Source organism: Gammaproteobacteria bacterium, from assembly GCA_021647245.1.
Taxonomy (GTDB): Bacteria; Pseudomonadota; Gammaproteobacteria; order RBG-16-57-12; family RBG-16-57-12; genus JAFLJP01.
In genome coordinates, this window is sequence record JAKIVC010000027.1 from 12,992 (window position 1) to 35,993 (window position 23,002).

21 protein-coding genes and 1 tRNA gene are annotated in these 23,002 nt (G+C 50.3%); 18 read left to right on the forward strand and 4 right to left on the reverse strand.

Annotated features, from left to right (window positions below; translation table 11 throughout):
* Window positions 1–3 precede the first annotated feature (3 nt).
* The 13 genes from L3J94_09000 to L3J94_09060 all read left to right on the forward strand — a co-directional run bounded on the left by L3J94_09000 (window position 4) and on the right by L3J94_09060 (window position 10,101).
* Window positions 4–957, forward strand: a complete 954-nt coding sequence (locus tag L3J94_09000) for a MucB/RseB C-terminal domain-containing protein (GenBank protein ID MCF6218875.1) — start codon at window positions 4–6, stop codon at window positions 955–957.
* Window positions 950–1,417, forward strand: coding sequence for a SoxR reducing system RseC family protein (locus L3J94_09005; GenBank protein MCF6218876.1), 468 nt, complete (start codon window positions 950–952; stop codon window positions 1,415–1,417). The genes L3J94_09000 and L3J94_09005 overlap by 8 nt, the downstream gene beginning before the upstream one ends.
* Before the next feature lie 66 nt (window positions 1,418–1,483).
* Window positions 1,484–2,926, forward strand: coding sequence for a DegQ family serine endoprotease (locus tag L3J94_09010; protein MCF6218877.1), 1,443 nt, complete (start codon window positions 1,484–1,486; stop codon window positions 2,924–2,926).
* Between the two features lie 4 nt (window positions 2,927–2,930).
* On the forward strand, window positions 2,931–3,203 hold the full coding sequence (locus tag L3J94_09015) for a glutaredoxin family protein (protein MCF6218878.1): 273 nt from the start codon (window positions 2,931–2,933) through the stop codon (window positions 3,201–3,203).
* Window positions 3,204–3,358: 155 nt separating this feature from the next.
* A complete protein-coding gene (gene lepA, locus L3J94_09020) occupies window positions 3,359–5,152 on the forward strand; it encodes a translation elongation factor 4 (protein MCF6218879.1) in 1,794 nt (597 codons plus the stop codon).
* A gap of 4 nt (window positions 5,153–5,156) precedes the next feature.
* Complete coding sequence (lepB, locus tag L3J94_09025) at window positions 5,157–5,975, forward strand: signal peptidase I (GenBank protein MCF6218880.1); 819 nt, start codon at window positions 5,157–5,159, stop codon at window positions 5,973–5,975.
* 9 nt (window positions 5,976–5,984) lie between these two features.
* Window positions 5,985–6,362, forward strand: coding sequence for a DUF4845 domain-containing protein (locus tag L3J94_09030; protein ID MCF6218881.1), 378 nt, complete (start codon window positions 5,985–5,987; stop codon window positions 6,360–6,362).
* Window positions 6,362–7,033, forward strand: coding sequence for a ribonuclease III (gene rnc / locus L3J94_09035; GenBank protein MCF6218882.1), 672 nt, complete (start codon window positions 6,362–6,364; stop codon window positions 7,031–7,033). Before L3J94_09030 ends, rnc begins: the two co-directional genes overlap by 1 nt.
* Window positions 7,030–7,938 (forward strand): GTPase Era, encoded by a 909-nt coding sequence (gene era, locus L3J94_09040; protein ID MCF6218883.1) that lies wholly within the window; start codon window positions 7,030–7,032, stop codon window positions 7,936–7,938. Before rnc ends, era begins: the two co-directional genes overlap by 4 nt.
* Window positions 7,928–8,665 carry a DNA repair protein RecO gene (gene recO / locus L3J94_09045; protein MCF6218884.1) on the forward strand — a complete coding sequence of 246 codons (738 nt, stop codon included), beginning with the start codon at window positions 7,928–7,930 and terminating at the stop codon, window positions 8,663–8,665. The genes era and recO overlap by 11 nt, the downstream gene beginning before the upstream one ends.
* 9 nt (window positions 8,666–8,674) lie before the next feature.
* Window positions 8,675–9,415 (forward strand): pyridoxine 5'-phosphate synthase, encoded by a 741-nt coding sequence (gene pdxJ / locus L3J94_09050; protein MCF6218885.1) that lies wholly within the window; start codon window positions 8,675–8,677, stop codon window positions 9,413–9,415.
* On the forward strand, window positions 9,412–9,795 hold the full coding sequence (gene acpS / locus L3J94_09055) for a holo-ACP synthase (GenBank protein ID MCF6218886.1): 384 nt from the start codon (window positions 9,412–9,414) through the stop codon (window positions 9,793–9,795). Before pdxJ ends, acpS begins: the two co-directional genes overlap by 4 nt.
* 229 nt (window positions 9,796–10,024) lie before the next feature.
* Window positions 10,025–10,101 (forward strand) — tRNA-Met (locus L3J94_09060).
* Between the two features lie 383 nt (window positions 10,102–10,484).
* On the opposite strand, the gene L3J94_09065 is transcribed toward L3J94_09060, so the two are convergent.
* A complete protein-coding gene (locus L3J94_09065; protein MCF6218887.1) occupies window positions 10,485–11,885 on the reverse strand; it encodes a heavy metal sensor histidine kinase in 1,401 nt (466 codons plus the stop codon).
* The gene (locus L3J94_09070; protein ID MCF6218888.1) at window positions 11,886–12,572 is read right to left on the reverse strand and encodes a heavy metal response regulator transcription factor; all 687 of its coding nucleotides are present in this window, start codon (window positions 12,570–12,572) and stop codon (window positions 11,886–11,888) included.
* Window positions 12,573–12,764: 192 nt separating this feature from the next.
* Between L3J94_09070 and L3J94_09075 the strand changes: the two genes are divergently transcribed.
* From L3J94_09075 to L3J94_09095, 5 genes are read left to right on the forward strand one after another with little or no spacing between them, the layout of a single operon-like run.
* Window positions 12,765–14,003 carry a TolC family protein gene (locus tag L3J94_09075; protein ID MCF6218889.1) on the forward strand — a complete coding sequence of 413 codons (1,239 nt, stop codon included), beginning with the start codon at window positions 12,765–12,767 and terminating at the stop codon, window positions 14,001–14,003.
* Complete coding sequence (locus tag L3J94_09080) at window positions 13,996–15,477, forward strand: efflux RND transporter periplasmic adaptor subunit (protein ID MCF6218890.1); 1,482 nt, start codon at window positions 13,996–13,998, stop codon at window positions 15,475–15,477. The genes L3J94_09075 and L3J94_09080 overlap by 8 nt, the downstream gene beginning before the upstream one ends.
* Window positions 15,477–18,626 (forward strand): efflux RND transporter permease subunit, encoded by a 3,150-nt coding sequence (locus L3J94_09085; GenBank protein MCF6218891.1) that lies wholly within the window; start codon window positions 15,477–15,479, stop codon window positions 18,624–18,626. The genes L3J94_09080 and L3J94_09085 overlap by 1 nt, the downstream gene beginning before the upstream one ends.
* 33 nt (window positions 18,627–18,659) lie before the next feature.
* Window positions 18,660–19,169 carry a hypothetical protein gene (locus tag L3J94_09090; GenBank protein MCF6218892.1) on the forward strand — a complete coding sequence of 170 codons (510 nt, stop codon included), beginning with the start codon at window positions 18,660–18,662 and terminating at the stop codon, window positions 19,167–19,169.
* A gap of 21 nt (window positions 19,170–19,190) precedes the next feature.
* Window positions 19,191–19,940, forward strand: coding sequence for a DUF1624 domain-containing protein (locus L3J94_09095; GenBank protein MCF6218893.1), 750 nt, complete (start codon window positions 19,191–19,193; stop codon window positions 19,938–19,940).
* Between the two features lie 506 nt (window positions 19,941–20,446).
* Here the strand turns inward: L3J94_09095 and zwf are convergent.
* Both zwf and gnd read right to left on the reverse strand, forming a co-directional pair.
* On the reverse strand, window positions 20,447–21,931 hold the full coding sequence (gene zwf, locus L3J94_09100) for a glucose-6-phosphate dehydrogenase (GenBank protein ID MCF6218894.1): 1,485 nt from the start codon (window positions 21,929–21,931) through the stop codon (window positions 20,447–20,449).
* A 12-nt stretch (window positions 21,932–21,943) separates the two neighbouring features.
* Entirely contained in the window at window positions 21,944–22,855 is a 912-nt protein-coding gene (gnd, locus tag L3J94_09105) for a decarboxylating 6-phosphogluconate dehydrogenase (GenBank protein ID MCF6218895.1), read from the reverse strand.
* Window positions 22,856–23,002: the final 147 nt, after the last annotated feature.

A 23,002-nucleotide genomic window follows, 5' to 3' on the forward strand; every position in this document is an offset into this window, starting at 1 on the left:
TTTATGTTGAGGGTTTGCTCATTTCTGGTTCTCCTTATATGCGGAACAACAGCACTCTCTGCCCAGCCAGTGGATGCGCTGGGGTGGTTGCAAAAAATTGGAGATGCGCAAAAAGGACTTAACTATCACGGAACATTTGTCTACGCACATGATGATCAACTTGAGTCGATGATGGTGGTTCACTCAAGCAGTGCCGAGGGTGAGCGCGAGCGACTGGTTCACCTGAATGGCGCTGCCCGTGAAATTATTCGTAATAATGATTTGGTGACCAGCATCTTTCCTGAAGAGAAGGTGGTGCTGGTAGCTCACCGCAACAACCTTGCAACGTCACCCTTTATTCAGCCTGAAAGCTTAAAGTTATTTGAGAAATACTACCATCTCTCTCTGGGCAGGAAAGAGCGTATCGCAGGTGTTGTTACCCAGCGTATCGACTTTAAACCGAAAGATGTTTACCGTTACGGTTACCGCTTCTGGGTTTCACCTGAAGGGCTTCTACTGCGCTCTGACCTGTTGGATGGCGACGGCAAAGCGATCGAGCGCATTATGTTTACAGATATTCATCTGGTCGACCAAATTCCCCACGAACTCATATCTCCCAAGATCGATCTGACCGACTATAAATGGTATCGCCAGCCCCCCCCTGTCACACTGGAAGATGCAGGGGAAAGTCGCTGGCATATTACTGAGCTACCGGATGGGTTTTCGCTGAAGTCGCGGAATTTGCGTGAGGAGAGCGCATCTCCGGTTGAGCACCTGTTGATTTCTGATGGTCTCGCCTCCATCTCTATTTTCATTGAAAAAGAAGACAGCAGTGCAGAGCCTCGTGTCGGCGAGTTCCGTGTGGGAGCGCTGAATGGTTTTGGGCGCTTGCTGGGTGATTATGTGGTGGTTGTGGTGGGCGATGTGCCTCTGGAAACGGTCACGCTAATTGCTGAGTCTGTGGCTGAAAATGATTGAAGAGAGTGCCACGGTGGTTGCTGTTGATGATAACTTTGCATGGGTCGAGAGTGAGCGTGCTTCAAGTTGTAACAGCTGTGCGGCGAACAAAGGGTGTGGAACCGCTACTTTACAAAAAGTAATGGGACAAAAGAGAACACAACTGAAGGCGATCAACCAGGCCAAAGCACGGGTAGGTGAGCGGGTTGTGATTGGTTTGCAAGAGCAAGCACTCTTGAAAGGCTCGCTCTACGCCTATATTTTACCTCTTCTGCTGTTATTTGTTTTTGCTTTTGTTTTTGAGCAGCTGTTCTCAAGTGAAGGCATCACTATTTTGGCGGGTCTGGGTGGATTATTGTTGGGTTTTGTTCTCTTAAAGTATCTGAGTAAGCAACTGGCGGAAGATGAACGCTTTCAAGCCGTGATTTTGCGGCGTGAAAATGAAGCGGTGAAAATAGTAAAGTTTAATCATGAGTCCTAATCTACACGTCATATCGAGTTTCGATGTGTGGAGTAGGAGGGTTTGAATGAGTGACTGGGAGTTGAAATGTTAAAGATACGCTGTGTTGTGTATGCTAAATTTACAGTTTTGCTATTAATAGCGCTGCTTTGTTTACAGAGTGCTGCTCTGGCCGACAGTGGCCTGCCAAACTTTACAAAGCTGGTGGATAAATACAGCCCGGCCATTGTAAATATAAGCACTACTCAAAAAATACAGCATCCAAAATTGCGCAATCCCCACGGTCTACCCAGTATGCCCAATATGCCGGAAGGGCCGTTTGGCGATCTTTTTAGGCACTTTTTTGATGATAAAAATGGCAATAAGCGTGAGTTTGAAGAGTTTAAAAATGAGTCGCTTGGCTCGGGTTTTATCATCTCGAGTGACGGTTATGTGCTCACAAATCATCATGTTATTAAAGATGCCGATGAGATCATCGTTCGGCTCTCTGACCGGCGTGAGCTACTGGCTAAAGTCGTTGGTTCGGATAAAAAGAGTGATATTGCGCTGTTGAAAGTCGATGCCGATGACCTTCCTGTGGTCAAGCTGCAACGTCACAGTGATGTGAAAGTGGGTGAATGGGTACTGGCTATTGGCTCACCTTTTGGTTTTGAGGCAACAGTGACCGCCGGTATTGTCAGCGCCACAGGCCGCAGCTTGCCACGTGATAACTATGTTCCCTTTATCCAAACCGATGTTGCAATCAACCCAGGTAACTCGGGTGGCCCGCTGTTTGATGTGGAGGGTAATGTGATCGGGGTTAACTCGCAGATATTCAGTCGTACCGGTGGCTTTATGGGGCTCTCATTTGCGATCCCTATTGAGGTGGCAATGGGCGTGGTCGAGCAGATAAAGGATCAGGGTTTCGTCTCTCGCGGCTGGTTAGGTGTGCTGATTCAGGATGTGACCCGGGAGCTGGCTGAGTCAATGAACATGGCGCGTCCGGAAGGGGCTTTGGTCTCTCAGGTGATGCCCGATAGCCCTGCGCAAAAAGCGGGCTTGCGAGTGGGCGATGTTATTGTGGAGTTTAACGGCAAAACACTTGCACGTTCATCTAGTCTGCCGCCACTTGTGGGCATGACGGCGGTGGGCAGCGCCACCAAGGTGAAGGTTGTGCGCAATGGCAAAACAATCACCTTAAAGGTGGTGTTGGGCGAGCTGCCTGGTGAAGAGGTGGTGGCTGCGGTGGATAGTACACCGGCAATAACAGCCGGTGGTCGTTTGAACTTGCAAGTAGCCGATTTAAACAGCGAGCAGCGTCGCCGCTCGGGTGTCGAGTCGGGTGGAGTTCTGGTGCTTTCGGTTGATACGGGTGCGGCTAAAAAAGCGGGGATTCGGCGAGGAGATGTTATCTTGATGCTCAATAACGAAGAGATTACCAACGTGGCCCAATTCTCTGAGCTGGAAGAAGGCTTGCCAAGCGGTAAGAGCATTCGAGTATTGGTACAGCGAGGTAAGGCCCCGCTGTTCCTGGCGTTGAAACTGGATTGATACCGTGGATAGGGTGCAGCTCACCGTTTACGGTCATGACTATTGCTCGCTTTGTGGCGTGATGCTTGAGGCACTGCTCCCCTATCAAGCATCGCTGGGCTTTGATGTTTCTTGGGTTGATATTGAAGGCGATACCACTCTGGAGCAGCGTTTTGGTGAGTGGGTCCCGGTATTGATGGCGGGAGAAGCTAAGATATGTCATTACCACTTAGATGAGTTAGCACTACGACAACACTTCAATCAGAGTCGAAAAAGTACTTCCCCGGAGGTTTCATAAATTTGCGTAAAGATTATGCATAATTTATGGCCTATTCGGGCTATAATCCGCGCTTGGTATTGACAGCCTAGCGCATCATTTTCAAAAAAGGCGTCCTAGACGCCTTTTTTGTTTTGGTTTGGCCCCATTCTGAGTGAGAAAACCTTGTGTCCGAGATGAAGTACATCCGAAATTTTTCAATCATCGCCCATATTGATCATGGCAAGTCGACATTGGCAGATCGTTTTATTCAAGTGTGTGGCGGGCTCGCTGAGCGAGAAATGGAGGCACAGGTTTTGGACTCCATGGATATTGAGCGTGAGCGCGGTATCACTATCAAGGCGCAAAGCGTCACGCTAAATTATAAAGCGGCCGATGGTCACACATATCGGCTCAATTTTATTGATACACCGGGGCATGTTGATTTTTCGTATGAGGTCTCCCGCTCACTGGCCGCCTGTGAGGGCGCGCTGCTGGTGGTGGATGCGGCACAGGGGGTCGAGGCACAAAGCGTTGCCAACTGCTATACCGCCATCGAGCAGGGTCTCGAAGTGGTGCCGGTGCTTAATAAAATTGACCTGCCCTCCGCAGATCCCGACAAAGTAACCGCTGAAATTGAAGATATTATTGGCATTGATGCCATGGATGCGGTGCGCTGCAGTGCCAAAACCGGCGTGGGTGTCGAGGAGGTGTTGGAACGGCTGGTGAAAGAGATTCCACCACCTGAGGGTGACCCTGATGCCCCCTTGCAGGCACTGATTATCGACTCCTGGTTTGATAATTACCTTGGCGTGGTGTCACTGGTGCGGGTGAAGCACGGGGTGTTGCGCAAGGGGCAGAAGTTTAAAATTATGTCGAATGGTAATGTCCATATTGCAGACAAAGTGGGGATCTTTACACCCAAGCGTACCGAAACCACTGAGTTACGTCCCGGTGAGGTGGGTTTCCTGAATGGTAGTATTAAAGAGATTGATGGTGCGCCGGTAGGGGATACGATTACCGGTGCCAACAACCCGGCGCAAGATATTTTGCCCGGATTTCAAGAGATAAAGCCACGGGTATTTGCTGGGCTGTTTCCGGTGAATGCTGAAGATTATGAAGGGTTACGCGATGCGTTGAGCAAGCTGCGCATTAACGACTCGGCACTTTTTTATGAGCCAGAAAACTCAACCGCGTTGGGCTTTGGTTTTCGCTGTGGTTTTCTGGGTATGCTGCATATGGAGATCATCCAGGAGCGGCTGGAGCGAGAGCATGATATTGACTTGATCACCACCGCTCCCACCGTGGTGTACGAGGTTCTGGATACAAAAGGGAATATATTATCCATCGACAATCCAGCCAAGCTACCTGAAGTCAACCATATTGAAGAGATGCGTGAGCCAATTATTGATGCCAGTATCATGGTGCCACAGGAGTTTTTGGGCAATGTCATTACCCTCTGCGTTGAAAAACGCGGTGTACAAAAAAATATGCACTATAGCGGTAGCCAGGTCACACTGACATATGAGTTGCCAATGGCTGAAGTGGTGCTCAACTTTTTTGATCGCCTGAAATCGGTGTCCAAAGGTTACGCCTCCATGGAATATAGCTTTAATCGCTTTCAAGAGGCTAATATGGTGCGGCTGGATATTATGATCAATGGTGATAAAGTGGATGCGCTAGCGGTGATTGTTCATCGTGACCAGGCACAACACCGTGGACGTGACTTGGTGGATAAAATGAAAGAGATTATCTCCCGGCAAATGTTCGATGTGGCTATTCAGGCGGCGATTGGCACGCAAATTATCGCTCGCTCAACGGTGAAAGCACTCCGCAAAAATGTCACCGCGAAATGTTACGGCGGTGATATTTCTCGCAAGCGCAAGCTGCTTGAAAAGCAGAAGGCGGGTAAAAAACGTATGAAACAGATCGGCTCAGTAGAGATTCCTCAAGAAGCCTTCCTGGCGGTACTGGATGTAGGGAAAAAATAATAAAATGAATGTCGATTTTGAGCTGATAATGGTATGGGCACTGCTGGTGTGTGGCTTAATATGGCTGCTTGATGTGGTGTGGTGGAAGCCCGCTCGTACTGCGAAGGCGGAAGCTCTGAGGCCCGAATTAGGCGAGAGTGAGGTTAACCTGCAAGCACAGCTAAAGCGTGAGCCGGTGCTGATTGAGTATGCCCGTTCATTCTTCCCCGTTATATTAATTGTGCTGATCTTACGCTCATTCCTGATGGAGCCTTTTCGCATTCCATCGGGTTCAATGATGCCGACACTGTTGGTGGGCGATTTTATCATGGTGAATAAGTTCAGCTACGGTCTTCGCCTGCCGGTGACTCACCATAAAATATTAGAGCTGGGCGAACCGGAGCGCGCCGATGTGGTGGTTTTTCGCTTCCCCGAAGATCCTGATATTGATTATATAAAACGTGTTGTTGGCTTGCCGGGTGACACCGTTGGTTATATCAATAAGCAGATATATATTAATGGTGAAGCGGTTAAACAGGAGTTTCTCCACCCTTATGAAGGGGTGGGTGCCGGCTTCAATATGACCGGAAATCACTTGTTAAGTGAGCAGCTGGGTAGCGTTAAACACCAGATTTTGATTAACCCTGACCGAGCCTCGATGAGTGGCGAGTTGACGGTTCCTGAAGGGCACTATTTTGTCATGGGCGATAACCGTGACAATAGTAATGATAGTCGCGTCTGGGGCTTTGTACCTGAAGAGAATCTAGTGGGCAAAGCGGTATTGATCTGGATGAGCCTGGATGGTGGCGTTGGCTGGGGCCGTATCGGAACATTGATTGACTAAGGGGGCAGTATGCGCAACATGAGAAGAGAGGGCGGCATGTCAATGATGTCGCTGATGCTGGTTTTGGCTGTAGTGGTTATTTTTGCGTTGGTCGCCATTAAAGTAACACCTATTTATCTGGAAAATAGTCAGATTGTCTCTGCCATGAAACGCCTTGTTCAGCAATCCGAGCAGCAAGAGATGAACTTGAAGGAGGTTAGAAAAGGTCTGAGTAGTCGTTTCAGTATTGAAAATATTCGAGTAATTGATGACCGTGATGTAGATATTGAGATTGGGCCAGATGGTAGTGTCTCGCTCTATCTGTTTTATGAAGACCGAACTCGGCTGTTTGGGAATATTGATTTAATCATCTCATTCGAAGAGGAGATAGGTGCGAGTGACTATTAATGGCTGATATAGCAAAGCTATCGCGCACCCTTCAATACTCGTTTCAAAACAGTGCGCTGTTGCTTCAGGCGCTCACTCACCGCAGTGTGGGGTCAAATAACAATGAACGGCTGGAGTTTCTGGGGGACTCGATTCTCAACTTCGTTATTGCGGCGCAGCTGTTCCAGCAGTTTCCCCGCGAAAGTGAGGGGGTTCTCAGTCGCTTGCGATCCAGCTTGGTGAAAGGTGAAACATTAGCCCTGTTAGCCAAAGATCTCGAGCTGGGTGAGTATCTCTCCCTTGGTCAGGGGGAGATGAAAAGCGGTGGCTTTCGTCGGCAATCGATATTGGCAGATGCCTTTGAGGCTATTATCGGCGCGGTCTATCTGGATGGCGGGTTTGAAGAGGCGAAGGCGTTACTGCTGCGCTTGTTTGCTGAACGGCTAAAAACAATCTCACCCAATGTGACCATAAAAGACCCTAAAACCCGTCTTCAGGAGTATCTGCAGGGGCGAAAAAAACCGCTGCCTGTCTATGCATTAGTCTCACTTGAGGGTGAGGCGCATGAACAACAATTTATTATCTCCTGCCAGATCGAAGGGTTAGAGCAGGTGACCGAGGGGCGGGGTTCTAGCCGTCGTAAAGCGGAGCAAACAGCCGCACAAGTATTTTTGGAGATATTGGGACAATGAATGATTTAGCCAAAGGTTTTCGTTGTGGTTATGTGGCGATTATTGGGCGACCCAATGTCGGAAAATCAACGCTGTTGAACTATATTCTCGAACAAAAAATCAGTATCACTGCCCACAAGCCACAAACCACCCGTCATCGTATTCTTGGCATCAAAACAACCGCGCAAGCGCAAGTGATCTATATCGATACGCCCGGCATGCACATGCAGGGCAAGCGTGCGATGAATCGCTACCTCAACCGAGCAGCCAGTGCCTCGATTGATGATGTTAATGTGGTGGTCTTCATGGTCGAAGGTGATCGCTGGAATGGTGATGACCAGATGGTGCTGGAGCGCCTGCAAAAAGTAGATGTCCCGGTTATTCTCGCCGTCAATAAAACGGATAAAATTAAACAAAAAAGTGAGCTGTTACCGCTCATCGAAAGGTTATCGGCTAAGCGTGATTTTGTAGCCGTGGTGCCGGTCTCTGCACGTAATAGCGACAACCTGGATCGTCTGCAATCTGAAATCGAACAGCTATTGCCAGAATCAGACACCCTGGTGTTCCCTGAAGATCAGGTCACCGACCGCAGCATGCGCTTTCTGGCGGCGGAACTTATTCGGGAAAAATTGATACGGGCATTGGGCGAAGAGCTACCCTACGCTCTAACGGTCGAGATCGAAAAGTTTAAAGAGGAGAAAGGGCGTATTCATATCTGTGCGCGGATCTGGGTTGAGCGCTCAGGCCAAAAGGCTATCGTAATCGGCAAAGGTGGTCAGGTGCTGAAAAAAGTGGGTCAGGATGCGCGCAAGGATATGAACAAACTATTTGATGGTAGAGTGCATCTCGAGTTGTGGGTGAAGGTGAAAGAGGGGTGGTCAGATGATGAGCGCGCCCTGAGAAGCCTAGGCTACGATGACCAGTAACAGCCAGCGTATTTGCTTGCAGCCTGCTTACCTATTGCACCGTCGTCCATACCGAGAAACCAGCGCCATCCTCGAATTATTTACCCCGGAACATGGGCGCATCGCCCTGGTAGCCAAAGGGGTGCGACGAAAAAAGTCGCCCCTGACACCTCTTTTTCAGCTCTATCGACCGTTATTACTCTCCTGGCGTGGACGTGGCCCCTTATATTCGCTTGACCAGGTCGAAGAGAATGGCAGCATGCACTTGTTGAGTGGCCTCTCGATGATGAGTGGCTTTTATATCAACGAACTACTGGTGCGACTACTACAGCACGAAGAAGCTTATCCGGCGCTCTATGCTCTGTACGAGCTGCTGCTTAAACAGTTATCACAAGATGAAAAAGGTGCTGAATTAGAGTGGCTGTTACGGCAATTTGAATTAAGATTACTGAATGATTTAGGGTATGCTCTTAACCTTGAAACTGAGGTGGCGAGCGGTGAGGCACTGCAACCGGAGCAGCGTTACCACTATCAGCCGATGCGCGGTGCCTATCACTGGCGAGATGGCGAACAGAGTGGCCTGCCACTACACGGTGGCACACTGCTTGACCTTGCCAGCGGTGACTTAAGCCAACAGCGCAGCCGCCGCGAAGCAAAAAAGTTAATGCGTACAATGCTGGCTGTACTGCTGGGTGACAAACCCCTGAACAGTCGAGAATTGATTCAAAAAATGAAAGTAACTGATTGAGGAGTCCGCGTGATAGAGCAAGGTAACCTTCTACTGGGTGTCAATATTGACCATGTGGCGACACTGCGCCAGGCGCGTGGTACACGCTACCCTGACCCTATTCAGGCAGCGATCGAAGTCGAGCAGGCGGGAGCGGATGCGATCACACTGCACCTGCGCGAAGATCGCCGTCACATACAAGATCGGGATGTCGAAATGCTCAAGGATATCCTGCTGACTCGAATGAATCTTGAGATGGCAGTCACCGACGAGATGCTGAGCATTGCCGAAAAAATACAACCGGAAGAGTGCTGCCTGGTTCCCGAGCGTCGGGAAGAGTTGACCACCGAAGGTGGGCTGGAAATTGTAGCCCAGAAAACACGCATTAAAGAGGCGTGCGAACGACTCGCAGAGGCGGATGTTCGGGTTTCACTTTTTATCGATGCCGATTGTGCACAAATTGAAGCCGCCAAAGAGGTGGGCGCGCCGGTTATCGAAATTCATACCGGCCACTATGCCGATGCAAAAACAGCAAAAGCGCGGGAAATCGAATTTGTCCGCATTCAAAAGGCGGTAAGCTTTGGTGCCTCAATAGGCTTGCGAGTGAATGCCGGTCACGGACTTAACTATCAAAATGTAAAACCAATCGCCACACTGGCTGAGATAAAAGAGCTGAATATTGGTCATGCGATCATTGCGCGGGCACTCTTTACTGGCCTGCAAGCGGCGGTGATTGAGATGCGTAACCTAATGGCATCCGCTCGCGCATGATCGTGGGCATCGGCACCGATATCGTCGCCGTTGCAAGAATGGCGGCGGGAATAGAGCGTCACGGAGAGCGCTTTGCCCAGCGGATACTCTCAGACGATGAAATGACGACGTATCGCAAACAGATCCATCAAGCCAACCACCTGGCCAAGCGGTTTGCCGCAAAAGAGGCCGTGGTAAAATCCCTGGGCTGTGGTTTTCGTGATGGTATCAGTATGCGGCAGGTGGTGATCAGTAATGACTCTTTGGGTAAGCCAGAAGTGACCCTGAGTGATAAAGCGGCAGAGCGGGCAGAGCAGATGCAGGTAGGCGAGATATTTCTCTCACTATCGGATGAGCGCGACTTTGCCATTGCCTATGTCATTGCACAAAAAACAGGGTAACGACTCAACGCACTCATTTTTTGCCCCCCCCAATGTTTGGTTGTTTTCGTACTTAATCGGTCACATAAGCCCTAAATGTTTCCTCTGCGTGTGCGAAAACACCTCGATTTGAGGCGAAATATAAACACGTGGAATAGCTACAAAGTATTTTTAATTCAATAAGAAAGCAACGATTGATGAATAGCGCTTGCGTTCTAAATTTTTTTTGTTAGAATACGCCACAAGTTGATGCGGGGTGGAGCAGTCTGGTAGCTCGTCGGGCTCATAACCCGAAGGTCATAGGTTCAAATCCTGTCCCCGCTACCAAATTATAAGCGGCTTAGACAAAGTGTTGTCATCGACAGCAATTTTTCTAAGCCGTTTTTTTATGCCTGTATTATTCATAGGGTTCTCCTGTGAAGCTATCTCTAAAGTTACCGCCAAAGTGTAATGGAAAGGCTCTTATTCGAAAGGGTTTTGCAGAGAGATAGGAGGTGCGTAACACCTTCCTTTGTGACCCATTTGCACGGGGCGGACACCATATGCCTGATTAATTTCGTTGATCGTTTTCACACCTTTGAGCGCTTCAAATTCCACTTTTTACTTGAATTCAGCAGTGTATAGTTTGCGTTTTTTCTGCTCACTCATTTCCTGACCTTCAGGGTACAGCTTAAACTACTGTCTGGAATCTGGGGTCCACTTTAAGGGGGCTATGTGGTCTTTGTCCCGCGTGTTATTTGAGCGATGGCTTTGGCGGTGGTGTGGTGAAGTATGGCTACGAATTGAGTCTGTTTTTCGTTTGAGTGGGCCTGAATGGTGCCACCGTGTGCTTCGATAATTGATTTTACGATGGCCAGCCCTAGCCCCGTGCCCTCTCCATTGCGTTGGCGAGAGGGGTCAACACGATAGAAGCGGTCGAAGAGTTTGGAGAGGTGCTCTTCAGGTATGGGGGTGCCGGGGTTTTTTACCCGGACGATCGTTTGATTATCGTTATGCTCCAGTTGTACGGTTACTGTCTGTTCAGCCGGGGTGTGGCGTATGGCATTGGAGAGCAGGTTGCTTAATGCTCGCCGCAACATTAGCCGGTCACCTTGAATCTGGCAGCTCCCTTCTAGTCGTAGTGAAACGTGACACTCTTCTGCCCAGGCTTCGTAGTAGTCGAATAGGTTGAGCAGTTCGGCTTTTAAATTGATATTTTCTGTATTAAGCGGGCTTAGGTTGTTGTCAGCTTTGGCTAAAAAGAGCATGTCGCCGATCATTTGCGCCATGCGCTCATACTCTTCAATGTTGGAGTAGAGTATCTCTTGGTACTCTTCAGTGTTGCGCGCTTGTGAGAGGGCAACCTGGGTTTGGGTCATTAGGTTGGTCACCGGGGTGCGCAGCTCGTGAGCGATGTCGGCGGAAAAGTTGGAGAGGCGGTTGAAGGCCTCTTCCATGCGCTGGAGTAGTTCATTGAACGAGTGGGCTAGCTCGGTGAGTTCTGCGGGAACTACCTCAGGGTTGAGACGGGCGTTGAGTTGACTGGCACGGGTTTGGCTTATTTGTTGCACAATGTTGTGCAGTGGGCGGTGGCCTTGTCGTACCGCTACCCAGCTCAATACGCCCATGACGATGATGCCCAGTATCACCATGAGCCACAGGGTGTAGCGGAACTCTTTGATAAAGTGCAGGTGGAAGTCGATGGCGACGGCGATGGTGACGCTATACTGGCCGCCATTTTCAGCGGGGATCTGTTGGATGAGTACGCGGTAGCTGTGGTGTTCATCACGCCATAGCTGGATATTATTTTGGCTCTCTGTGATCGATAAGAGGTCGGGGCCGGGGCTGCGATAGAGTGTTTCGCCTGCTGGGGTTTTGATGTGGAGTAGTGGCCCGTGGTGGCCGATGAGAATGTCATCCAGGCGCTGTTTGATGCCGCTTGGGTTGGTATGCCGTGTGGTGAGTGCGCGCTCTACCGCTTGGGCGATCACTTTAAGCTCTTTGATATCTTCTTGGGCAAAGTGTTCGTTGATTGAGCGTTCGATGAGCCAGCCAAAGGTCAGAAAAACCACGGTGGCTGCGATGCTGAAGAAGAGTGTTAATCGGTAGGTGAGTGAGATGGGGCGTTTCATCTAACGGCCATCATCCGGGGTATCGATCATATAGCCCATGCCGCGTACGGTCTGAATCAGCTTGAGTGTAAAGTCATCATCGATTTTTCCACGCAGACGACGAATGGCAACATCGATGACATTGGTGTCACTGTCGAAATTCATATCCCAAACCTGTGAGGCAATCAGTGAGCGGGGTAGCACTTCACCTTGGCGGCGAACTAACAGTTCCAGCAGGGAGAACTCTTTGGCGGTAAGATGGATGCGTTTGCCGTTACGACTGGCGCGATGGCGGGCTAAATCCAGCTCCAGATCGGCGATTCTTAGGCTCATCTCGGTGGCGGGTGCGCTGCTGCGGCGTAGCAGGGTGCGCACTCGAGCAAGCAGTTCGGCGAAGGCGAAGGGTTTGACCAGGTAGTCATCAGCACCCAGCTCCAGCCCTTTTACTCTGTCATCGACACTATCCCGAGCGGTGAGAAACAGCACGGGAACCTCTTTGCCTGCTTCCCGCAGTGATTTCAAAATCCGCCAGCCGTCGACATCGGGCAGCATGATATCCAGCACCATTAAGTCATACTCGCCGGTCATTGCCAGGTGGTGGCCATCCAGTCCGTTATGTGCCAGATCGACAATAAAGCCTGCTTCACCTAGCCCCTGCTTGAGGTATTCGCCGGTTTTAATTTCATCTTCAACAATCAATATTTTCATTCTAACAGCTTAGTCCACAGCGTCTGTCATGAGTATGACAGCAACATTACAAAATTGTAATGCTATCGTCACCCAAGTGACAGCCGATATTCACTACTCTTAATCCAAAATATCCATGGGGTAGCTGATTTGTATTTTCGTTCTCAAAATTGTTGTTACTCGCTCACACGGCTGCTGTTGGCATTGGCGCTGATGTTGGGGTTACACACTGCGCAGGCGGCGGAATGGCTCTCTTTGGAGAGTGCGGTGGCCGAGAGTTTGAGCGCTAATCCTGGTTTGGCGGCGATTGATGCTAGAGCCCAGGCATTGGCGGAAATTCCTGATCAATCTGAAGCGTTACCCGACCCGGTGCTCTCTATTAATCTGGCCAATTTGCCACTGGATAGTTTCTCTTTTACTCAGGAGGGGATGACACAACTTCAGGTGGGTATTACCCAGGCACTGCCTTATCCCGGAAAACTGGCATTGCGTTCTGAGGCGGCTCTGCATGAGGCGGGCGCGGCAGTGGCTGACGTAGCAGAGAAGCGGCTGCAACTGGTACGTGATGTTAAAACGGTGTGGTGGAATATATTTTACCTGGATCGGGCGCTGGTGGTGATTGCACAAAATCAAATCTTATTGGCTCAGTTTGTGAATGTCGCTGAGGTGCGCTATACGGTTGGCCGAGGGTTGCAGCAGGATATTTTGTTGGCACATTTGGAGTTGTCCACATTGAGTGATCGTGCGCTGCGTGCCGAAAACATGCGCAAAAATGAGGTGATACGCCTGAATGTGTTGATGAATCGCCCGGCACAGCAAACGATTCAGCTACCCGCGCTGGTTGAAGAGGGACTGCCGATGTTGAGCAGTTCAGAGACGTTGCAGCAACAGGCTGAAGCTATTCGCCCGAAACTGAAAGCGCAAAATGAGCGGTTGAGTGCGGCGCGCAGCCGGGTTGATTTGGCGAAAAAAGAGTATGCGCCCAACTTTAAGGTGGGTGCGGTCTATGGGCTGCGCAGTGGCCGTGATCCGGATGGTGGCCGCCGTGCCGACCTCGGTTCTATTATGTTCAGCATGAATCTTCCCCTTTACACCGGCAGCAAACAGGATCGGAGCGTTGACCAGCGCAACGCTGAGCGCTTGCAACAGCAGTATCAGCTTCATGATCAACGTAATCAGGTGCTCTCACAAGTAGAGCAGGCAGCGGCGGATTACCACTACGCCCGTGAGCGAACCGTGCTTTTTCAGCGGGAGATTATTCCGCAAGCGCGTCAGACGGTTGATGCGATGTTGGCGGGCTATCAGGTAGGCAAGGTCGACTTTCTTGACCTGGTGCGCAGTCAAACCACACTTTATAACTATGAAACCCAATATTGGAAGGCATTAAGTGCCGCGAACCAGGCCAAGGCGCGCTTAGTTGCCGCCGTTGGTGAGGAGAATGTTTATGAGTAAGGCGCTTATTAGCGTAGCCGTGATTACCGCACTGGGTATCGGTTTTGGTGCGGGTTATCTTACATCAGGCTCACCTGTGACAGGGGGTGGTGTGGCGACAGGGGATTCATCCTCCGAGCGAAAGGTGCTGTTTTATCGCAACCCGATGAATCCGGCGATTACTTCACCCGTCTTTACGCAAGATGAGATGGGAATGGACTATATCGCGGTCTATGCAGATGAAGAGAAACCGAAGGAGAAGGCGGTACTTTTCTATCGTAACCCAATGAATCCAGCCATCACCTCGCCGGTCTTTATGCAGGATGATATGGGCATGGATTATATCGCTGTTTATGCCAATGATGGCGGTGCAGATGAACCCGTGGGTACGGTAACCATCGATCCGGTTACCGTGCAAAATATCGGGGTGCGGACGTTCTTAGCTGAAACACGCGAGCTATCACGGGTGTTGAATGGTTTGGGGCGCGTTGATTTTAACGAGGAGCGTCTCTCTCGTCTGCACCCAAAAACTTCCGGTTGGATTGAGAGGTTGAAGGTGGATCAGACCGGTAAAAAGGTGAGTAAAGATACCATTTTACTCGGTATTTACTCCCCCGAGTTGGTTGCCGCGCAACAAGAGTATCTGGTGGCGTTGAGTAACTGGGAGGCGCTGCAAAATAGCGGTGCTGAGCAGATGAAAAAGAGTGCTCGAACCCTTCTCACCAGTGCCCGTGATCGCTTGCAGCTATTTGATGTACCTGAACACCAAATTCGCGAGTTGGAGCAGAGCCGAAAAATCAAAAAAGAGCTCCACATTCACTCACCCTTTGAGGGGCGAGTGATGCACATTGGGGTGCGGGAGGGGCAATATGTGACCCCTAAAGATGAGCTTTACCTGATTGCTGATCTGAGTCGTATCTGGGTCAATGTGGATATTTTTGAGGATGAGCTGAGCTGGCTGGCCTTGGGTGATCGTGCTGAAATGCGCGTTCGAGCAGCACCGGGCCGAACTTACAACGGAAAAATAACCTTCATTCACCCCATACTGAATCGTAAGAGTCGCACCGTGCAGGTGCGCCTGGAATTTGATAATGCCGATCAGTCACTCAAGCCGGGCATGTTTGCCAATGTGGCGCTCTATGTTGATCCACAGCCCGATGCGATTGTGGTGCCCTCAGAGGCGATTGTCCGCTCGGGGAGTCGTGAGCAGCTGTTTGTGGTGCGTGAGCCGGGCAAGTTTGAACCCCGCGAAGTGACCTTGGGGGTGAGTGCTGAAGGGTTTACTCAGATTCTCTCCGGGATCGAGGAGGGTGAAGAGGTGGTCACCTCCAGCCAGTTCCTGATTGATTCCGAATCCAAGCTGCGCGAAGCCACTGCCAAAATGATGGCCGCGATGGAAGGTAGGGCAGAGCCCGATATGAGTGACATGGAGATGGATGAGATGGAGATGTCGGATATGGATATGGATGGTATGAGCATGGGGGAGTCTAAGTAATGGTCATTAGTATCATTGATGCCTCTCTGCGTAACCGCTTCCTGATTATTATCGCGGCGATTATTATTGTTGCGGCGGGTTGGTGGTCAATGAAAAACACCCCGCTGGATGCGATTCCTGACCTCTCCGATGTGCAGGTCATTGTTTTCACCGAATATCCTGGCCAAGCGCCGCAAGTGGTTGAAGATCAGGTGACCTATCCGCTCACCACGGCGATGCTGGCGGTGCCGAATGCCAAAGTGGTGCGTGGCTACTCCTTTTTTGGCTTCTCGTTTGTCTACATTATTTTTGATGATGGTACCGACATGTACTGGGCACGCTCGCGGGTGCTGGAGTATCTCAACTACGTTAGTGGTCGTCTGCCCAGTGGTTTAACCCCTTCGCTAGGGCCTGATGCGACGGGTGTGGGTTGGATTTATGAGTATGCGCTGGTGGATAGAACCGGTAATACCGACCTGGCTGAGCTGCGCTCAATCCAGGATTGGTATCTGCGTTATCCGTTGCAGACTGTTGAAGGGATTTCGGAAGTGGCCTCGGTGGGTGGTTACGTTAAGCAGTACCAGGTGGAGGTTGATCCCAATGCACTTCTAGCCTACAACATTCCTCTCTCAAAAATAAAACATGCCATTCAACGCTCCAATAATGATGTGGGCGGCAAGTTGATCGAGATGGCGGAAACCGAATATATGGTACGTAGTTCAGGCTATATCCAGTCGATTGATGACCTTAATGTTATTCCCGTGGGTGTGGATGAAAAGGGTACGCCGATTCGTTTGCAAGATGTCGCCCATATTCAGATCGGGCCAGAGTTGCGCCGTGGTGTTGCTGAGTTGAATGGTGAAGGCGAAGTGGCGGGTGGCGTGGTGATTATGCGTTACGGTGAAAATGCCATGGCGGTGATCGAGCGGGTGCGTGCCAAGCTGGAAGAGCTTAAACCCGGCCTGCCGGACGGGGTGGAGATCGTGCCGGTTTATGACCGTGGTGATCTGATTACCCGGGCGGTGGATAACCTGAAAACAAAATTGATCGAAGAGATCTTTGTGGTCAGCCTTATTTGTATCATCTTTTTGATGCACGCTCGCTCGGCGCTGGTGGCTATTCTCTCGCTACCTATTGGTATTTTGCTCGCTTTTGTTTTCATGAAATGGCAGGGGATTAATGCCAATATTATGTCGCTAGGGGGTATCGCTATTGCGATAGGAGCCATGGTGGATGGGGCGATTGTGATGATTGAAAACTGTCATAAACATCTGGAACAGATGGTGAAAGAGAAGGGGCGCGAGTTGCAGTCATCGGAGCGATGGCAGGCGGTGACTGAAGCTTCGCGGGAGGTCGGGCCGGCGCTGTTTTTTTCGCTGCTGATTATTACGGTTTCCTTTCTGCCAGTATTCACCCTGCAAGCACAAGAGGGGCGGCTGTTTGCGCCGCTGGCCTTTACTAAAACCTACGCTATGGCGGCGGCAGCTATTTTGGCAATCACCTTGGTGCCCGTTTTGATGGGCTATTTTATTCGGGGGAAAATCCCGGCGGAGTCAAAAAACCCGGTTAATCGATTCCTCCATTTTATTCATGTTCCCACCTTGAATCTGGCGATTCGCTGGCGTTGGCTGACGATGTTTCTGGCACTGATTCTATTGGCCGTTACTTTTTATCCACTCAGTAAATTGGGCAGCGAATTTATGCCGCCATTGAATGAAGGGGATATTCTCTATATGCCGACGACTTATCCCGGCATCTCCATCACCAAGGCGAAAGAGCTGCTGCAACAGACGGATAAGATTATTAAATCTTTCCCTGAAGTGCATCATGTCTTCGGCAAAGTAGGGCGTGCCGAGACCGCAACCGATCCGGCACCGCTGGCGATGCTGGAAACAACCATTCGACTTAAGCCCAAAGATGAGTGGCCTGACCCCAGTAAAACAGTCAAAGAGCTGATGGATGAGATGGATGCGGCGATCAAATTCCCCGGTCTCTCTAACGCCTGGACCATGCCGATCAAGACACGAATTGACATGCTCTCTACCGGCATAAAAACGCCGATTGGTATCAAAGTCAGTGGCCCTGATTTGAACGTATTGGAGGCGGTCGGTAATGAGATTGAACAGGCACTGAAACAACTGCCTGATACCCTGTCGGCTTTTGCGGATAAAGCGGCGGGTGGTTACTATCTTGATTTTGATATTGATCGGCAAGAGGCCTCACGCTACGGGCTGACTACCGGCGATGTGCAGGATGTGATACAGAGCGCCATTGGCGGTATGAATGTCACCTACACGGTTGAGGGGCTGGAGCGCTATCCGGTTAATGTACGCTACCCCCGTGAGTTGCGTGACAACCTGGAGAGCCTCAAACGGGTATTGATTCCAACCCCCACTGGGGCGCAGATTCCGTTATCACTGGTGGCCGACTTGCAACTGCGCCGTGGCCCCCCGAGTATCAAGAGTGAAAACTCCCGTCCCAACGCCTGGGTCTACGTGGATATTAAAACATCTGACATCGGTGGCTATGTGGCAAAAGCAAAAAAAGTAGTGGCTGAACAGGTCAGCATACCGCCGGGGTATGACCTGGTCTGGTCGGGGCAGTTTGAGTATATGGAGCGGGCGGCTGAAAGGTTGCGCATTGTGGTACCCGCGACGCTGTTGTTGATTTTTCTGTTGCTCTACTTCAACTTCCGCAATATTACCGCACCACTGGTGGTGATGCTCTCCATCCCCTTTGGTTTGATCGGCGGATTTTGGTTGATCTACCTGCTGGGCTTCAATATCTCGGTTGCCGTGGTGGTCGGTTTTATCGCCCTGGCGGGAGTAGCGGCAGAGATAGGCGTATTAGTGCTCACCTTTATTGATCAGGAGCTTGCCCGGCGGCGCAAAGCGAAGGGTGGGCGTTTAACAGGGGCTGAAATTATGGCGGCGGTACACCATGGCACCTCAGAGCGTGTACGCCCCATCGCTATGACCGCTACCGCCATCACCGCCGGACTGTTGCCTATTATGTGGGGCAGCGGCACCGGGTCTGAAGTGATGCAACGTATTGCCGCACCGATGGTGGGTGGCATGGTCACTGTCACACTGCTTTGTCTGTTGGTATTGCCGGTTATTTACGGGGTGATATTGCAGATGCAGGAAAAATATAAACAGCAAGCACCATAAAATAATGGGTATTTTTTAACACAGGAGTCAACAATGAAAAACTCAATAAAATCTTTGTCAATTATCACATTGACCGCTTTACTGGTCGCTGGTCCTTTGCAGGCGGCGGGTGAGCATGACGGGGGGCATGGCCATGATCATGGCTCTATGGATCACGGTGACCACAGTGGACAGGACGATCACGCAGACCATGGCGATCATGGCTCCGCAATGGGCGGCGGCATGTTTTTGGTTGAAAGAGAGATCGATGGTTACGATGTGACCTTCCACGTTATGAAGGCCAAACCAGGTAAAGAGATGGGCGGTAGCCATGACTTTATGATTAAAGTCGAAAAAGATGGCAAGGCACTCAGCGGCCTCACTATGAATACTAAAGTGGTGCACCCCAGTGGCGAATCAGAAACCAAAAAAGCGATGAAAATGGGCGACTGGATGATGGCTGGTTATGACCTGGGCCATGGCGGCAAGCATCAACTGATGATTCTATTTAAAACGGCCGATGGCGAAAAACATAAAGGTGGTGTTTACTATCCACAAAAATAGACAACATGGGTGAGCTAATCGGTGTCAGCAAATTTTCCAGTAGTAAAGGGAGTGCCCAGTACGCGTTATATTGCAATCGACGCAGCGCGTGGTGTGGCGATCGTCATGATGGTTGTTTTTCATTTTACCTATGACTTAAACCACTTCAATTACCTTGAAGTGGACTTTTACCGTGACCCATTTTGGCTCAACTTCCGCACCCTGATTGTGACTTTTTTTCTCTGTCTAGTGGGCATTAGCCTTCAATTGGCGGCAGGGAAGGGGCTTAACCTACGCCGCTATGGCACTCGATTGATGTTATTGGTGGGTGCAGCGGGGCTGGTTAGCTTTGGCAGCTACCTGGTGTTTCCAGACAAAGTGATTCTATTTGGTATTTTACACTTTATCGCTCTTGCAAGCGTTATTGGCTTGCTGTTTCGACGCTTTTACTGGATGAACCTACTGCTGGGGGTATTGTTGATAGCGACAGCAAACCTATTCCAGCATGAGTGGTTCAATGCCCCCGCCCTACACTGGTTTGGCTTGGTGACCCAAGGGCCGCGTACCGTGGATTATGTGCCGTTTCTTCCCTGGTTTGGTGTTGTTCTACTGGGCATGTTCCTAGGGCGTTTGATTGAAAAATACCCGTTGTTGAGTACCACCTCACAGCCGCGTAACGGCTTGGTTCGCTCTCTTGCGTTAGGTGGTCGTCACAGTCTGTTGATCTATCTTATCCACCAGCCTCTGCTATTCGCGGGATTCTATCTGGTGATGCTCCTTCATTCATTGTAACTACTCAACTCTTCATTGTTTATGTACGGCAGATTCAACCTCGAAGTGCATAACCACCTAAGCTGCAATCGCAGCCCTATGTACAGACCGACCCCTTCACCTTCACATACAGTGACTGTATGGGGTTAGGTTGACACATAGGGTCGCTGTCAGTGAAGTGTGGTTGAATCCAGAAAGTTAGGGTAAAAAAGGGCCTGGAATTAGAGGAGAATCAGCAGAGCGCTGGACAACTATCTTGACAAACATCGCAAGGAAGCAACCGCAGTTTGAGTCAAACCCTAGGAGGCTGTCGGACTCAGGGTGAATCTACTGCGGAAAAGCCATTCAGGCCCATTTCTCCGATCATTTTCGTTGAATATGCTCAATATTCGCCTCAAACGATCAAAAAAATGGACTCAAAATGGCTTTCCCTCGCTACGATCACCTAAGCCCGACAGCCTCCTAGCGAGTCTCCCCCAGCATAGCTGAGGGGATAGCCAGTTGAATTAAGAGTGCTATCCTTGAGTCTATAGCTCAAACTCGCCGACCATGTTGCGCCAATACTGGTCATCACTGTCGAATAGGCGGTTGACTTCGGCCGGGCCCCAGCTTCCGGCTGCGTAGGTGTGAATGAAGTCACGTTCCATTGACCAGACTTTGAGGATTGGGTCGACGATTTTCCAGGCCCAGTTCACTTCGTCGTAGCGAAGGAATAGGGTGCTGTCACCCTCGATTATATCGAGCAGCAGCGCTTCATAGGCATCCAGTTTGACATCACTGGCCCGGCAGTAGCTGGCATCCATCTGGGTGGTGCGAATTTTCATCTCAAGGCCAGGTTCTTTAACTTGAACCACAAAGCGCAGGCACTCATTAGGTTGTATGCCGAGTACTAACCAGTTGGGTTCAAAACGCTGAATTTGGGTCTCTTGAAAAAGCTGTTGGGGTGGTCGCTTAAAGCGAATGCTGATGACAGAGCTGTTTTGTGCCATCCGTTTGCCGGTGCGCAGGTAGAAGGGGACTCCTTTCCAGCGCCAGTTGTCCACATAGAGTTTTAGGGCAGCATAGGTTTCGGTGGAGCTGTTTTTGGGTACATTAGACTCCTCTAGGTAGCTGCTTACCTTTTCGCCATCCACTGTTCCGTGTGTGTATTGGGCGCGGAATGAGTGGGCGTGGGCGGCGTGTTGTGGTATTTGGCGTACTGATTTCAGTACTTTTACTTTTTCGTCGCGTACTGATTCTGCATCCAGTGTGGCGGGGGGTTCCATGGCTACCAGTGTCATTAACTGCATAAGGTGGCTCTGGATCATGTCACGCATGGCACCCGCGCCGTCGTAGTAGTCAGCACGGTTTTCGATGCCTTTCGATTCTGAGTGGGTAATCTGTACATGGTCGATGTAGTTGCGGTTCCACAGTGGCTCTAGCAGGATGTTGGCAAAGCGGAATGCTAATACATTTTGTACAGTGCCTTTTCCGAGGTAGTGATCGATTCGGTAAATCTGGCTTTCGCTAAAATCTTTATGCATGCGCTGGTCGAGCATCTGTGCGCTTTCTAGATCATAGCCAAACGGTTTTTCGACAACAATGCGCCGCCAGCCACTCTCTTCGCTATTGAGCCCCGCATCTGCCAGGTATTGGCTGACGGTGCCGAATTCAGAGGGGCGTATTGCCATGTAGAAGGCGATATTGTCGGGCAGGTCGCTATCCTCAGCGATGAGTTTTTTTAGCTTGTGGTAGGCATCCGGATTGGTCAGATCTCCTTGAAAATAGCACAGGCGTTGGCAAAAATTTGCGAATACCTTTTCGTTAATGCCGCCTCGTGCTTTGTTTTCGAGATAGCCTTTTACCTGTTTACGCCAGATAGTGTTATCCCACTCACGACGACCAATGGCGAGAATTTTCAGGCCATCGGGTAGTTTTCCGGCCTCTTCCAAGTGGTAGAGGGCGGGTAGTAATTTAATCTGCGAAAGGTTGCCGGTGGCACCAAAAATCACAAAAGTGCATGGTTCGATCATGATGATCTCCTGTTAATTGGCACTCTTCATGGCGTGGCCACCAAAGGCATTTCGCATCATGGATAACATCTTGTTGCCGTAGTCACCATTACCTTGGCTGGCAAAGCGTGCATGGATGGCGAGTGAGAGTACGGGTGCGTAGATACCTTGGTCGATCGCTTCAATGCAGGTCCAGCGTCCTTCGCCCGAGTCAGAAACGTAGGGGTCGATTGCGGTGAGTTTTTGATCCGCTTTGAGGAAGTCGGCAGTTAAGTCTAACAACCAACTGCGCACTACAGAGCCGTGACGCCATGACTCTGCAAGGGCTGCGAGATCGAGGTTGAACTCTTTCTTGCTCTCCATGATGGCAAAACCCTCTGCCATCGCCTGCATCATGCCGTATTCGATACCGTTGTGGATCATTTTGGTGTAGTGGCCTGAACCGCAAGGTCCGGCGTGAATCCAGCCATCTTTTTCGCTGGGCGCAAGTACTTTGATGATGGGCTCAATGGTGGCAAAATTTTCCTTAGAGCCTCCCACCATCATGCAGTAGCCATTATCCAGCCCCCATACGCCCCCTGAGGTGCCCGCATCCATGAAGCTAATGCCGTGCTCGGCCAGCATCTGGTGGCGGCGCTGGGTATCGTGAAAGTTAGAGTTACCCCCGTCAATAACAATGTCACCTTTATTGAGTTGCGGAATCAGCTGTTGAATCATCTGCTCAGTCGGTTCGCCACAAGGGAGCATGAGCCAGATAATACGTTGTCCCTCCAGTTTGCTGATTGCGTCGTTGACTGAGGTTGCGGGAATCATTCCCTCTTCGGATGCTAAGGTGTTCACAATTTCTGGTGAACGATTAAAACCGATCACATCGATGCCGCCGCGACGGAGACGGCGGGCCATATTGCCGCCCATTTTACCAAGGCCGATGAGTGCCATTTTCATGGGTATAAATCCTTATGGTGAGTGGTTAGGGTTGGATTGCCATTATATTCGTCATAGCGTCTTAATAGTTTAGTGATCTAGTCTCTTTTATAGCCTATTATTGTGGCGGGTAGGCATCTGAATTTTAAATGTTATATAACTAATGAT

What these genes read in the sequence shown, in the direction of transcription:
- L3J94_09000 (MCF6218875.1), top strand. Translation starts at nt 4, where the DNA reads ATGTTGAGGGTTTGCTCATTTCTGGTTCTCCTTATATGCGGAACAACA.
- L3J94_09005 (MCF6218876.1), top strand. Translation starts at nt 950, where the DNA reads ATGATTGAAGAGAGTGCCACGGTGGTTGCTGTTGATGATAACTTTGCA.
- L3J94_09010 (MCF6218877.1), top strand. Translation starts at nt 1,484, where the DNA reads ATGTTAAAGATACGCTGTGTTGTGTATGCTAAATTTACAGTTTTGCTA.
- lepA (MCF6218879.1), top strand. Translation starts at nt 3,359, where the DNA reads ATGAAGTACATCCGAAATTTTTCAATCATCGCCCATATTGATCATGGC.
- lepB (MCF6218880.1), top strand. Translation starts at nt 5,157, where the DNA reads ATGAATGTCGATTTTGAGCTGATAATGGTATGGGCACTGCTGGTGTGT.
- L3J94_09030 (MCF6218881.1), top strand. Translation starts at nt 5,985, where the DNA reads ATGCGCAACATGAGAAGAGAGGGCGGCATGTCAATGATGTCGCTGATG.
- rnc (MCF6218882.1), top strand. Translation starts at nt 6,362, where the DNA reads ATGGCTGATATAGCAAAGCTATCGCGCACCCTTCAATACTCGTTTCAA.
- era (MCF6218883.1), top strand. Translation starts at nt 7,030, where the DNA reads ATGAATGATTTAGCCAAAGGTTTTCGTTGTGGTTATGTGGCGATTATT.
- recO (MCF6218884.1), top strand. Translation starts at nt 7,928, where the DNA reads ATGACCAGTAACAGCCAGCGTATTTGCTTGCAGCCTGCTTACCTATTG.
- acpS (MCF6218886.1), top strand. Translation starts at nt 9,412, where the DNA reads ATGATCGTGGGCATCGGCACCGATATCGTCGCCGTTGCAAGAATGGCG.
- L3J94_09065 (MCF6218887.1), bottom strand. Translation starts at nt 11,885, where the DNA reads ATGAAACGCCCCATCTCACTCACCTACCGATTAACACTCTTCTTCAGC.
- L3J94_09070 (MCF6218888.1), bottom strand. Translation starts at nt 12,572, where the DNA reads ATGAAAATATTGATTGTTGAAGATGAAATTAAAACCGGCGAATACCTC.
- L3J94_09075 (MCF6218889.1), top strand. Translation starts at nt 12,765, where the DNA reads ATGTTGGGGTTACACACTGCGCAGGCGGCGGAATGGCTCTCTTTGGAG.
- L3J94_09080 (MCF6218890.1), top strand. Translation starts at nt 13,996, where the DNA reads ATGAGTAAGGCGCTTATTAGCGTAGCCGTGATTACCGCACTGGGTATC.
- L3J94_09085 (MCF6218891.1), top strand. Translation starts at nt 15,477, where the DNA reads ATGGTCATTAGTATCATTGATGCCTCTCTGCGTAACCGCTTCCTGATT.
- L3J94_09090 (MCF6218892.1), top strand. Translation starts at nt 18,660, where the DNA reads ATGAAAAACTCAATAAAATCTTTGTCAATTATCACATTGACCGCTTTA.
- zwf (MCF6218894.1), bottom strand. Translation starts at nt 21,931, where the DNA reads ATGATCGAACCATGCACTTTTGTGATTTTTGGTGCCACCGGCAACCTT.
- gnd (MCF6218895.1), bottom strand. Translation starts at nt 22,855, where the DNA reads ATGAAAATGGCACTCATCGGCCTTGGTAAAATGGGCGGCAATATGGCC.